This is a genomic window from Serpentinimonas sp. SMBJO2 (genome assembly GCF_056341105.1).
This window is the reverse complement of the sequence record NZ_CP150628.1, coordinates 1,691,908-1,704,117: the sequence shown is the minus strand read 5'-3', so window position 1 is coordinate 1,704,117 and position 12,210 is coordinate 1,691,908. Positions and strand designations below refer to the sequence as shown.

Annotated in this window: 10 protein-coding genes and 1 tRNA gene; 6 read left to right on the top strand and 5 right to left on the bottom strand. The window is 66.1% G+C overall.

Going from position 1 to position 12,210, the window contains the following annotated elements; translation table 11 throughout:
• Window positions 1–2: 2 nt before the first annotated feature.
• From AAAZ40_RS07910 to AAAZ40_RS07895, 4 genes are all read right to left on the bottom strand, one after another.
• On the bottom strand, window positions 3–305 hold the full coding sequence (locus tag AAAZ40_RS07910) for a hypothetical protein (RefSeq protein WP_476659851.1): 303 nt from the start codon (window positions 303–305) through the stop codon (window positions 3–5).
• A gap of 92 nt (window positions 306–397) precedes the next feature.
• Window positions 398–487: transfer RNA gene (locus AAAZ40_RS07905), tRNA-Ser, on the bottom strand.
• Between the two features lie 96 nt (window positions 488–583).
• The gene (locus AAAZ40_RS07900) at window positions 584–1,504 is read right to left on the bottom strand and encodes an SPFH domain-containing protein (RefSeq protein WP_476659850.1); all 921 of its coding nucleotides are present in this window, start codon (window positions 1,502–1,504) and stop codon (window positions 584–586) included.
• A gap of 17 nt (window positions 1,505–1,521) precedes the next feature.
• Entirely contained in the window at window positions 1,522–1,998 is a 477-nt protein-coding gene (locus tag AAAZ40_RS07895; RefSeq protein WP_476659849.1) for an NfeD family protein, read from the bottom strand.
• A 137-nt stretch (window positions 1,999–2,135) separates the two neighbouring features.
• Here AAAZ40_RS07895 and AAAZ40_RS07890 point away from each other — a divergent pair, with 137 nt between their 5' ends.
• Window positions 2,136–4,430 (top strand): Orn/Lys/Arg family decarboxylase, encoded by a 2,295-nt coding sequence (locus AAAZ40_RS07890; RefSeq protein WP_476659848.1) that lies wholly within the window; start codon window positions 2,136–2,138, stop codon window positions 4,428–4,430.
• A gap of 93 nt (window positions 4,431–4,523) precedes the next feature.
• Window positions 4,524–4,751 (top strand): HP1242/YdcH family protein, encoded by a 228-nt coding sequence (locus AAAZ40_RS07885; protein ID WP_476659847.1) that lies wholly within the window; start codon window positions 4,524–4,526, stop codon window positions 4,749–4,751.
• 16 nt (window positions 4,752–4,767) lie between these two features.
• Here the strand turns inward: AAAZ40_RS07885 and AAAZ40_RS07880 are convergent, their stop codons facing one another.
• A complete protein-coding gene (locus AAAZ40_RS07880) occupies window positions 4,768–5,445 on the bottom strand; it encodes a C40 family peptidase (RefSeq protein WP_476659846.1) in 678 nt (225 codons plus the stop codon).
• Between the two features lie 85 nt (window positions 5,446–5,530).
• On the opposite strand from AAAZ40_RS07880, the gene AAAZ40_RS07875 reads away from it, so the two are divergent.
• The 4 genes from AAAZ40_RS07875 (at window position 5,531) to purL (ending at window position 12,165) form a co-directional block, all read left to right on the top strand.
• Complete coding sequence (locus AAAZ40_RS07875) at window positions 5,531–6,145, top strand: isochorismatase family protein (protein WP_476659845.1); 615 nt, start codon at window positions 5,531–5,533, stop codon at window positions 6,143–6,145.
• A 197-nt stretch (window positions 6,146–6,342) separates the two neighbouring features.
• Window positions 6,343–7,185, top strand: coding sequence for a sulfur oxidation c-type cytochrome SoxA (soxA, locus tag AAAZ40_RS07870; protein WP_476659844.1), 843 nt, complete (start codon window positions 6,343–6,345; stop codon window positions 7,183–7,185).
• 21 nt (window positions 7,186–7,206) lie between these two features.
• Window positions 7,207–7,884, top strand: coding sequence for a sulfur oxidation c-type cytochrome SoxX (soxX, locus tag AAAZ40_RS07865; RefSeq protein WP_476659843.1), 678 nt, complete (start codon window positions 7,207–7,209; stop codon window positions 7,882–7,884).
• Window positions 7,885–8,049: 165 nt separating this feature from the next.
• A complete protein-coding gene (gene purL, locus AAAZ40_RS07860) occupies window positions 8,050–12,165 on the top strand; it encodes a phosphoribosylformylglycinamidine synthase (RefSeq protein ID WP_476659842.1) in 4,116 nt (1,371 codons plus the stop codon).
• Window positions 12,166–12,210: the final 45 nt, after the last annotated feature.

Genomic DNA, 12,210 nt, shown 5'->3' with positions numbered 1-12,210 from the left:
CATCAGTCGAACCTTCGCTGCGGCAGCGGCGGCACCTCGCCCGGCTCGCACAAGCCCAGCCGGTAGTGCCAATAGTGCCACGACCTCGCGTTGAACCAACCTGCCTGCGCGCACCCAAGCACCTCACGCAAGGCGTCCTCACCCACCAAATCGGTGAGAACAAGCGAATCCTCGTGCGTGCCAAGGTCCATCACTTGCGCAATCACGCGCTGCGGAAAACGCAGCGCTTCCGAAGGCGGCTCCCACCAGATGTATTTGAGTGCGAGCGGCTCAAGCAGGTGTTGCGCAGTCGTTTCGGCCAGCATGATGCTCGGATCATAGCACTGGCCTTGCGCGCTGACAATCACGCCAAGGGGCCGGTTTGGTAACAGTAAGCGCTTGATTTATATCGATATTCTGGCGGAGAGAGCGGGATTCGAACCCGCGGTGGGGGTTAGCCCACACACGCTTTCCAGGCGTGCGACTTAAACCGCTCATCCATCTCTCCGGGTAGCCCGGCATTCTACACTGGCAGCGGCGCTGACCGAGCGCTGACCGAGCAGCGGCACTTGCGCCCGAGGGAGCAGGGCCGCGGCTGGGGGGCTCAGGCGCTGGGCTTGAGCGTGCGCACCATCTGCATGGCCGAGCCGATCAGGTGGCTCACTTCGGTCATGTTGGATGGAACGATCAGGGTGGTGTGGGCATCGGCCGCCACTTTGGCGTAGGCTTCGACGGCTTTTTCGGCCACCTTGAGCTGCACCGCCGCCTCGCCGCCGTCGGTGCGGATGGCGTGGGCGATGCGCTCGATGGCCTGCGCCGAGGCTTCGGCCACCGCCAAGATGGCCGAGGCTTGGCCTTGGGCCAGGTTGATGGCGGCTTGGCGCTCGCCCTCGGAGCGGGCAATGGAGGCTTCGCGCTCGCCGTTGGCGATGTTGATCTGCTCTTGCTTGCGCCCCTCCGAGGCGGCGATCAGGGCGCGCTTCTCGCGCTCGGCGGTGATCTGGGCCTGCATCGAGCGCAGAATCTCGACCGGGGGTGTCAGGTCCTTGATCTCGTAGCGCAGCACCTTCACGCCCCAGTTGAGCGCGGCCTCGTCGATCGCGCTCACCACCTGCGAGTTGATCAGGTCGCGCTCCTCGAAGGTTTTGTCCAGCTCCATGCGGCCAATGATGCTGCGCAGCGTGGTCTGCGCCAGTTGCGTGATGGCCAGCATGTAGTTGGACGAACCGTAGCTGGCGCGCATGGGGTCGGTGACCTGAAAGTACAAAATCCCATCGACCTTGAGCTGGGTGTTGTCGCGCGTGATGCAGATCTGTTCGGGCACATCGAGCGGGATTTCCTTCAGGCTGTGCTTGTAGGCCACGCGCTCGATGAAGGGCACCAGAAAATTGAGCCCGGGCCCGAGCGTGCCGGCGTATTTGCCCAAACGCTCCTTGACCCAGGCGTTTTGCTGCGGCACCACTTGGATCGAACGCACCACGAACACGATGGCGACGATGACGACGGCGAGGGCGATGAACTCCATGGCAGGATTCCTTTGGTTCAGTGAGAGGGCGCGCCGGGGTCTGGTGCGGCGCTGGGGGGCTCGGGGTCCAGGGCTTGCACGATCAGGGTGTTGCCGTGTACCTGCACGATGCGGTAGCGCGTGTGCACACCGGGGCTGGTGCCGGGCTGCAACTGCACGCTCCAGTGGGCGCCGCGGTAGCGCACCTGGGCCCAGCCGTCGGCTTGCCAGCGCTCCACCACCAGCGTCTGCCCGATGTCGAGGTTAATGTCGGGGTTGCGTCCGGCTGCGGCCTGGATGGGATGCCGGGCGCGCCAGCGCTGCCACAGGGCGACCGCGCCGCCGCCCACGATCGCCGCCGTGAGCAGCTGCCCCGTGAGCTCCAACCCGGCGTGTGCCGCCAGCGCACCGGCCACCAAGCCGACCGCGAGCATGAGCAGAAAAAAAGTGCCGGTGAGCAATTCGAGCACGATCGCCAAGCCGGCCAGCAGCCACCACACCATCCAATCCGTCATACGCGCGCCCCGCAGTCCAAACCAATGCGGCCAGCATAGCGCATTCAGCGCACGCGTGGTGCACAATCGCTGCGCCGTCCCCAGACCCAGAGGCCACGGGGGGCTTGCGTCATATTGAGTCTCTACACTGGTGCACCATGAAATTTCGTTTCCCCATCGTCATCATCGATGAAGACTTCCGCTCCGAAAACACCTCGGGCTTGGGCATACGTGCGCTGGCGCAAGCCATCGAGAGCGAGGGTTTCGAGGTCGTGGGCGTGACCAGCTACGGCGACCTGAGCCAGTTTGCGCAACAGCAAAGCCGCGCCAGCGCCTTCATCCTGTCGATCGACGACGAGGAGTTCACCCCCGGCCCCGACCTGGACCCGGCGGTGCTGAACCTGCGCCACTTCATAGAAGAAGTGCGGCGCAAGAACGCCGACGTGCCGATCTACATCTACGGCGAAACCAAGACCAGCCGCCACCTGCCCAACGCCATCTTGCGCGAGCTGCACGGCTTCATCCACATGTTCGAGGACACGCCCGAGTTCGTGGCGCGCCACCTCATCCGCGAAGCCAAGAGCTACCTCGAGGGCATCCAGCCGCCGTTCTTCAAGGCCTTGCTCGACTACGCCGAAGACGGCTCCTACTCCTGGCACTGCCCCGGCCACTCCGGCGGTGTGGCTTTCCTCAAGACCCCGGTGGGGCAGATGTTTCACCAGTTCTTTGGCGAGAACATGCTGCGCGCCGACGTCTGCAATTCGGTCGAGGAGCTGGGCCAGTTGCTCGACCACAACGGCGCCATCGGCGAGAGCGAGCGCAACGCCGCGCGCATCTTCAACGCCGACCACTGCTTCTTCGTCACCAACGGCACCAGCACCAGCAACAAGATGGTCTGGCACCACACCGTGGCCCCAGGCGATGTGGTGCTGGTGGACCGCAACTGCCACAAGTCGGTGCTGCACAGCATCATCATGACCGGCGCGGTGCCGGTGTTCCTCAAGCCCACGCGCAACCACTGGGGCATCATCGGCCCGATTCCGCAGAGCGAGTTCGAGCCCGACGCGATCCGCGCCAAGATCGAGGCGCACCCGCTGCTGGCCGGCGTCGATGCGCAAACGGTCAAGCCGCGCATCCTGACGCTGACGCAGTCCACCTACGACGGCGTGCTCTACAACACCGAAGCCATCAAGCAGATGCTCGACGGCTACGTGGACAACCTGCACTTTGACGAAGCCTGGCTGCCGCACGCCGCCTTTCACCCCTTTTACGGCACCTTCCACGCCATGGGGCGCAAGCGCGCCCGGCCCAAGCATTCGGTGGTCTATTCCACCCAGAGCATCCACAAGCTGCTGGCCGGCATCAGCCAGGCCAGCCACGTGCTGGTGCAAGACTCGCTGAGCACGCCGCTGGACCGGCATCTGTTCAACGAAGCCTACCTGATGCACACCAGCACCAGCCCGCAGTACAGCATCATCGCCAGTTGCGACGTCGCCGCCGCCATGATGGAGCCGCCCGGCGGCACCGCGCTGGTCGAAGAAAGCATCGCCGAGGCGCTGGACTTCAGGCGCGCCATGCGCAAGGTCGAGGCCGAGTTTGGCGACGACGACTGGTGGTTCCAGGTCTGGGGCCCCGAAGCGCTGGCCGAAGAGGGCGTGGGCCGGGCCCACGACTGGATCCTGCAGCGCACCAACGCCGACGGCCGGCCGCTGCTGCGCGGTGGCGACGCCTGGCATGGCTTTGGCGACATGGCGCCGGGCTTCAACATGCTGGACCCGATCAAAGCCACCTTGCTCACGCCGGGGTTGAACATGAAGGGCGACTTTGCCGCCAGCGGCATCCCGGCCAGCATCGTCACCAAATACCTGAGCGAGCACGGCGTGGTGGTGGAAAAAACCGGCCTCTACAGTTTTTTCATCATGTTCACCATCGGCATCACCAAGGGCCGCTGGAATACCCTGCTCACCGCCTTGCAGCAGTTCAAGGACGACTACGACCGCAACCAGCCGCTGTGGCGCATCATGCCCGAGTTCTGTGCCAAGCAGCGGCGCTACGAAAAAATGGGGCTGCGCGACCTGTGCCAACGGGTGCACGAGCTCTACGCCAAATCGGACATCGCGCGCCTGACCACCGAGATGTACCTGAGCGACCTGACCCCAGCCATGAAGCCCAGCGATGCCTTTGCACACATCGCCCGCCGCCGCACCGAGCGCGTGCCGATCGACGCGCTCGAGGGCCGCATCACCACCGCGCTCATCACGCCGTACCCGCCCGGCATCCCGCTCCTGATCCCGGGCGAGGTGTTCAACCGGCGCATCGTCGATTATCTGAAGTTCGCGCGCGATTTTGCCCTGCAGTGCCCGGGCTTCGAGACCGACATCCACGGCTTGGTGGTCGAGCAAGACGCCGACGGACGCAACGCCTACTTTGCCGACTGCATCAAGGCGACCTGAGTGGCTGCATCAACCTCTGACTCGGTTACAGTAGCCACTGAAGCTGCGGCCGCGTGGGCTGTGCAGGCGTTTTTTTAGTGAACAGGAGTGAACATGTTTCCAGAGTACCGCGATCTGATTTCTGAACTCAAGGTGAGCGACCACCACTTTGGCCGCCTGTTCGCGAAGCACAACGAGCTCGACCACACCATCAAGAACATGGAAGCCGGAGCCGTGGGTGGCAGCCAGGAGCAGATCGAGACCCTGAAGAAGGAAAAGCTGCGCCTCAAAGACGAGCTGTACGTGGTGCTGAAGAAAGCCGAAGCGGCGCGGACGGCTTGATTCGGATCGGCCCGGGCTAGCGTTGTGCCAGCAGCGCGGCCGGCATCGGTGCGGGCTCGGGTGCGGCAGGCAAGTGGGCTGACACCCGGCGCGCGCCGTTGAAGCGCGTGGCCCAGTAGCGCACGTCCATGCGTTCGATGCGCACACTCGCCCCGCTGCGCGGCGAGTGCACGAAGCGGCGTTCACCGATGTAGATGCCTACATGGCTGTAACGCCGCCCCAGGGTGTTGAAAAAGACCAGGTCGCCCGGCGCCAGTTCGCTGCGTTCGATGGCGTCGGTGGCGCGGGCTTGGTCGCGCGCGATGCGCGGCAGCTGCAACCCCATCACGTGGCGAAACGCCGCCTGCACGAAGCCGCTGCAATCGAAACCCTCTTCGGCGCTCTCGCCCCCGAGTTGGTAGGGCACCCCCAGAAAACCCAGCGCATGCACCACCAAACTGGAGTGCAGGGGCCGCCCGGTGTCGGTGGCGGAGGCCGCAGTGTCAGAGGGGGGCGCTACAGGCTCCAAGGGTGCTTTGGCTGGGGCAACCAAACCCTGCTGCTGCAAAAAATCCGCCAGCGCGTCGGTGGCGTGGGCGGGTGCAGGCACAATCAAGACCGCTGTCAGGGCTGCGGTGGCCAGCAATGCCGGCACGCCGGACCAGCCCCAGGCTGCCCTGGTGCCGCGCGTGGTGGTTGCAATGGCTGGTCCCATGGCCGCAGAGTATAAGCAAAACCCCGTGTTGTCAATGGCTTGAAATTCGCATTTGAAGTAAACCCCACCCACTGGACCCCTTGCCATGCTGCTCGAACTCGACGATTGCCAACTGGTGCTGGTGGACTACCAGACCAAACTGATGCCCGTGATCGCTCACGCTGACGAGGTGCTCGCGCGCGCCCTGCTGCTGGCGCGTGCGGCTCGAGCCCTGGGGGCCCCGGTCTGGGGCACCGAGCAAAATCCGCAGCGGCTGGGCCCCAATGCGCCCGAGCTGCGCGCCCTGTGCCAGCAGACCTTCAGCAAGATGCATTTCAGCGCCTGCGAGTCGGGCCTGCTCGATGCCCTGCGCCCACCCGAGCGGCCCGCACCCAAGCCCGCCGGCAACGCCCGCAGCCTGCCCAGGCATCTGCAAAAACCAGCCGCCGCGCCTGCGCTCGAGCGCCAGACGGTGCTGATCGCGGGCTGCGAAGCGCACGTGTGCCTGCTGCAGACTGCGCTCGGGTTGCTGGAGCGCGAGTTCGATGTCTGGGTGGTCACCGACGCCTGCGGCTCGCGCCGCGAGCGCGACCGCGACGCCGCCTTCGACCGCCTGGCCCACAACGGCGTCGAGTTGGTGACCAGCGAAATGGTGCTGTTCGAGTGGCTGCAGCACTGCGAGCACCCGCGTTTCCGTGAGCTGCTGGCATTGCTCAAGTAAAGCCGGCTGGGATGCGGGTATCGACGACCCGGACTCTGCCCTGATACGGATCCGGGTATTTTGTCTTGGCAGACAAGAATCTGCAGCATCCTAATATGCGCATTCAGTGTTTGTACCAATGTGCGGCAGCTTGACAGCTGCTAGCATGGGATGCGTTCGTTCAAGAGCGTGATCAAGACACGAATAAGGAGACAGACATGAAGAATCCGCGTTCAAGGCCCGTGGTGACAGCGACCGTGCTCGGGCTTGCGGCTGTGACGGCGTTGGGTTGGGCTGGGCTTTCCTACAGCCAGGATCAGGATCGCACGACCCTCCAGGCCATCGAAGCGCACCGGGCAATGTTGCAAGACGGCAACCCGGCCGATCTGTACGCGATGCGGGGCGAGCAGTTGTGGCGCGAGCGGCGAGGCCCGAAAAACGCCTCGCTGGAGCAATGCGATCTCGGCCTGGGCCCGGGCGTGGTCAAGGGTGCGTTTGTGCAGCTGCCGCGTTTCTTCCCCGACACCAACCGGGTTCAGGACCTCGAGAGCCGTCTGCTCACTTGCATGCAGACCCTGCAGGGTCTCGACACCAGTCAGGTGTCAACGCGCAATTTCATCCGGCCGGGCGAAACCGCCAACGTGGTGGCAATCGCAACCTGGGTCGCTGATCAGTCCAAGGGCATGCGTTTCAATGTGCCCAACAGCCATCCGGCCGAGCAGACCATGTATCACCTCGGGGAGCGCATGTTCTTCACCCGCGCAGGCACGCATGATTTTTCATGTGCCACCTGCCATTCGATCAAGGGCGGACGCATCCGTCTGCAGGAATTGCCCTTGCTCAATGACAACCCGCCCGACAAAGTGGGTTTTGCCGCCTGGCCCGCGTACCGGCTTTCGTCGGGGCAAATGTGGAGCATGCAGCATCGCATCAACGACTGCTTTCGCCAGATGCGTTTTCCTGAACCCAAGTTTGCCAGTGATGCCACCATTGCACTGAGCGTCTATATGGGCGTGCATGCCCGGGGAACGGTTTCCGACGTTCCTGCCATTCGCCGCTAACCTCGCACCGGAGTTGTCGCCATGAAAATCAAATTAATTGCCAGTGCACTGGTCGCGGCCGCTGCGTTGATGCTGTTGCAGTCGGTTGCGCACTCGAGCGGACCGACAGCCGCCGATCTGGATCGCAAAGCCGAAGAAATGATGCGCTCATCCTTTACCGCAAGAGGCATTGCGACCATGGATCGGCTGTTTCCGCTCGACCCGATCAACCAGCGCTGCGCTGAAGCCGAGCGCACCGGCAAACCCTTGGACGATGCAACCCTGCGCCAAATTCAAGAATCCCAGATGCGGACCATTCGCCTACCGGCTGATGGTCGTTTCCTGGGCGAATGGCGGGAAGGGGAACTGATCGCCCAAAGCGGCCGCGGCCTGACGTGGACCGATGTCGCAGCGACGGCGGCGGGGGGCAATTGCTTCAACTGTCACAAGATGACGCGAGAAGAAATCTCGTTTGGCAACCTCGGCCCCAGCCTGCTCAACTATGGGCGCCTGCGTGGCGTCACCGACCCCAATAGCCCGGATGCGCGTGCGATCGTTGAGTACACCTGGGGCGTGATCTGGAATCCGCGGGCGTTTTTCCCCTGTTCCAAAATGCCACGCGCGGGTCACAAAGGCATCTTGACCGAAGACCAAGTCCGGCATGTGATGGCCTTTTTGCTCGATCCAAATTCGCCCGTCAACCGCCCAGCCGCACCGTAGCGGGGGGTGTGCGCGGGTGCCGACGGCGGCGGGCCAGGCTCGGGGCCGTCGGATGTCGGGCTGGTGTGTGGTCTTGGCCTCGGGCCCAGGTGCAGTGCCCGGGTGTCCAAGCCATGGGGGGCCAGCCGGTAAAATCGGCGGCTTCCTTGCCCACCTAGGCCGACCGTGACCCTGCACCTGACCCTGATCGAAGGCGGCGCCGCCCTCGACGACTTTCGCGCCCAGCAATTGCTGCCCCGGCTGCAAGCCATCCACCCATCCATCGTCGGCCTGCGGGCGCGCTTCCTGCACTGGGTGGCGACAGCTGCCGCGCCCACGGCGCCCGAGTGGCAGCGCTTGCAGGCCCTGCTGAGCTACGGCCCACCCTGGAGCGCCCCCGAGGCCAGCGCTGCCAACTCCGTGCCGGTGCTGGTCACGCCGCGCATCGGCACCGTGTCGCCATGGGCCTCCAAGGCCACCGACATTGCGCGCAACTGCGGTCTGGCGGTGCGCCGCATCGAACGCGGCACCGAATACCAGTTGGAACTGCGCGGCGGCCTGTTTGGCCGTGCGCCCGCCAGCCTGAGCCCAACCCAGTGGCAGCAAGCGGCGGCGCTGCTGCACGACCGCATGACCGAAAGCGCCTTGGGCGAGCGCGCCGACGCCCAGCGTCTGTTTGCCGAACTGCCGGCGGCGCCGCTGGAGCACGTCGATGTGCTCGGCGCCGGCCGGGTGGCGCTGGAGCAGGCCAATCGCGCTTGGGGCCTGGCGCTGGCCGAGGACGAGATCGACTACCTGCTGGCGGCCTTTGTGGGGCTGGGGCGCAACCCCAGTGACGTCGAGCTGATGATGTTTGCGCAGGCCAACAGCGAGCACTGCCGGCACAAGATCTTCAACGCCGAGTTTGTCATCGACGGTGTGGCGCAGCCGCACAGCCTGTTTGGCATGATCCGCCACACGCACCAGCGCCACCCGCAGCACACCGTGGTGGCCTACTCCGACAACGCCGCCGTGATGCAGGGGCACCGCTCGCAGCGCTTCGTGGCGCGCATGGCGCAGCCCGATGCGGTGCCGGTCTATGCCGCTGAGGACGCCGAGCAGCACATCCTGATGAAGGTCGAGACGCACAACCACCCCACCGCCATTTCGCCTTTTGCCGGGGCCGCCACGGGGGCCGGCGGCGAAATCCGCGACGAAGGGGCCACCGGGCGCGGCGCCAAACCGAAGGCCGGACTGACGGGTTTCAGCGTCTCCAAACTCTGGGGTGGCTGGTCCGACCTGCCCGAGGGCAAGCCCGAACACATCGCCAGCCCGCTGCAGATCATGCTTGACGGGCCGCTGGGCGGGGCCGCTTTCAACAACGAGTTTGGCCGCCCCAATCTGCTGGGTTATTTCCGCGAATACGAGCAGGTGGTGGGTGGGCTGCGGCGCGGCTACCACAAGCCGATCATGATCGCGGGCGGCATCGGCCAGATCGACGCCGCGCTCACGCACAAGGTGCAGTTTCCGCCCGGCTCGCTGCTGATCCAGCTCGGCGGGCCAGGGATGCGCATCGGCATGGGCGGCGGCGCCGCCAGTTCCGTGGCCAGCGGCACCAATGCGGCCGAGCTCGACTTTGACTCGGTGCAGCGCGGCAACCCGGAGCTCGAGCGCCGTGCCCAGGAAGTGATCAACCACTGCACCGCGCTGGGGGTGGACAACCCGATCCTGTTCATCCACGACGTGGGCGCGGGCGGCTTGTCCAACGCCTTCCCGGAGCTGGTCAACGACGCCGGCCGCGGCGCGCGTTTCGATCTGCGCGCCGTGCCGCTGGAAGAATCGGGCCTGTCGCCCAAGGAAATCTGGTGCAACGAAAGCCAGGAGCGCTACGTGCTGGCGATCGCGCCCGACGCCCTGGCGCAGTTCCAGGCTTTTTGCGAACGCGAGCGCTGCCCCTTCGCCGTGGTGGGCGTGGCGACCGAGGAGCGCGAGTTGGTGCTGACGGACGGGGAGGGGCGCCCCAAGCTGGCGAGCGCCCCCTCGGGGGGCAGCGCGGCTGCGCAGCAGCCAAGCGTGGGGGTAGGGCATCCCACACCAATCCAGATGCCATTGAACGTGCTGCTGGGCAAACCGCCCAAAATGCGGCGCGAGGTGCACAGCGTGCCGCGCCCCCAGGCTGCGCTCGACCTGCACGAGGTGGAGCTGCAAGCCAGCGTGATCGCCGTGCTCAGCCACCCCACGGTGGCCAGCAAGCGCTTTCTCATCACCATCGGCGACCGCAGCGTGGGCGGCCTGACGCACCGTGATCAGATGGTGGGGCCGTGGCAGGTGCCGGTGGCCGACTGCGCCGTCACCCTGGCCGACTACACCGGCGTGGCCGGCGAAGCCATGAGCATGGGCGAGCGCAGCCCGCTGGCCGCACTCAACGCCCCAGCCGCCGCGCGCATGGCGGTGGCCGAGGCCATCACCAACTTGCTGGCGGCGCCGATCGAGCTCGGGCGCGTCAAACTCTCGGCCAACTGGATGGCCGCTTGCGGCGAAGCGGGCGAGGACGCCGACCTCTACGCCAGCGTGCGCGCCGTCGGGCTCGAGCTGTGCCCGGCGCTGGGCGTGAGCATCCCCGTGGGCAAAGACAGCCTGTCGATGCGCACCCAGTGGCGCGCCGACGGCCAGACGCTCAAGGTCACCTCGCCCGTGAGCCTGATCGTGAGCGCCTTTGCCACCCTGGCCGACGTGCGCGGCACCCTGACGCCGCAACTGCAGCGCGGGATCGATTCGGAGCTGCTCCTGATCGACCTGGGCCGGGGTCAGATGCGCCTGGGCGGCTCGATGCTGGCGCAACACCTCGAGCAAAGCGGCGACGCCGTGCCCGACCTCGACCAGCCACACGATCTGGTGCAACTGGTGCACGCCATCAACGCCCTGCGCGCCCAAGGCCTGCTACTGGCCTACCACGACCGCAGCGATGGCGGCTTGCTGGCGGCGGTGGCCGAAATGGCTTTTGCTGGCCAAGTGGGCGTGGCGCTCAACCTCGACGCGCTGCTGCTCGAGGGCGACGGCATTGCCGACAGCCGCATGGACACCGGCGACAGCAAAAACTGGGCGGCGCAAGTGGCGGCGCGGCGCCAAGAGCGCACCCTGCGCGCGCTGTTCAACGAAGAGCTGGGCGTGCTGCTGCAGGTGCGCCACGCCGAGCGCACTCCCGTGATGCAGGTGCTGCGCGCACACGGGTTGGGCGCGCACAGCCACTTCGTCGGCAAGGTGCAAAGCCCATCCTGGCCCAGCGCCGGGGCCGCCAGCCCAGAGGCCGCAGCCCCCGAGCAGCGGCTGCAAATCTGGCGCGACGCGCGCAAGATTTTTGACTCCAGCCTGCAAGACCTGCAGCAGGTCTGGGACAGCGTGAGCTGGAAAATCTGCCGCCTGCGCGACCACCCCGATTGCGCCGACGCCGAACACGCCGCCCAGGGCCAGCCGGGCGACCCCGGCCTGCACCTGGCGCTCACATTTGACCCCGCCGAAGACGTGGCGGCGCCGTACCTGAATCTGGCGCGCCCCAAAGTGGCGATTCTGCGCGAGCAGGGCGTGAACTCGCAGCTCGAAATGGCCTACGCCTTCCATCTGGCGGGCTTCGAGGCGCACGACGTGCACATGAGCGATCTGCACAGCGGCCGCGCGCACCTGCGCGACTTCAAAGGCTTGGTGGCTTGCGGCGGCTTCAGTTATGGCGACACGCTGGGCGCCGGCATCGGCTGGGCGCGCTCGATCACGTTCAATGCGGCATTGGCCGAGCAGTTTGCGGCCTTCTTTGCGTGCCCAGACACCTTTGGCCTGGGCGTGTGCAACGGCTGTCAGATGTTCGCCGAACTGGCCGACCTCATCCCCGGCGCGCAAGCCTGGCCGCGTTTCACACGCAACCAGTCGCAGCGCTTCGAGGCGCGCCTGAGCCTGGTCGAGGTGCAGCGCAGCCCCAGCCTGTTCTTCGAGGGCATGGCCGGCAGCCGCCTGCCGATCGCGGTCGCGCACGGCGAGGGCTGCGCCAACTTTGGCCAACGCGGCCACGCCGAGCAGGCCATCGCCGCGCTGCGCTTCGTCGATCACCACGGCGCTGCCACCCAAGCCTACCCCTACAACCCCAACGGCAGCCCGGGGGGGCTCACCGGCGTCACCACCGCGTGCGGGCGCTTCACCGCCCTGATGCCGCACCCCGAGCGCGTGTTTCGCAACCTGCAGTTCAGCTGGACCGACCCGCGCCACCGCGGCGCGCTCGAAGGCCCCAGCCCGTGGCTGCGCATGTGGCGCAACGCCCGGCGCTGGGTGGGCTAGCAACGCTGGCCCAGCTTGCAGCCACCGCGCCGCAGCACCCAAGCC